The organism is Caulobacter sp. CCH9-E1, from assembly GCF_001556515.1.
Taxonomy (GTDB): domain Bacteria; phylum Pseudomonadota; class Alphaproteobacteria; order Caulobacterales; family Caulobacteraceae; genus Caulobacter.
This window is the reverse complement of the sequence record NZ_LSJA01000168.1, coordinates 1-294: the sequence shown is the minus strand read 5'-3', so window position 1 is coordinate 294 and position 294 is coordinate 1. Positions and strand designations below refer to the sequence as shown.

The window sequence follows — 294 nt, the reverse complement described above, 5'->3', positions numbered from 1 at the left end:
TCTTTTCGTCGAGCTGCGGGATGAACTCCTGGCCCAGCGTCGTGTAGACCACGCCGGCGACCAGGAAGAGCGCCACCGCGCCGCCGATGAACGGCCAGGGACGATCGACCACGCGCTTCAGGACAGGCTCATAACGCTGCCTGGAGACGGCGATCACCTTGACTTCCTTCTCCGAGATCTTGCCGCGCATCAGGATGGCGACGAGAGCCGGAACGAAGGTCAGCGACAGGATGAAGGCCGCGCCCAGGGCCAGCATGATGGTGATGGCCATCGGCGAGAAGGTCTTGCCTTCCA

General features: G+C 63.6%; 1 protein-coding gene. It reads right to left on the bottom strand.

The window, feature by feature from the left end; all coding sequences use genetic code 11:
- The coding region (locus tag AX690_RS10530; RefSeq protein WP_156449628.1) for an efflux RND transporter permease subunit at nucleotides 1–294 on the bottom strand (294 nt) is incomplete at both ends.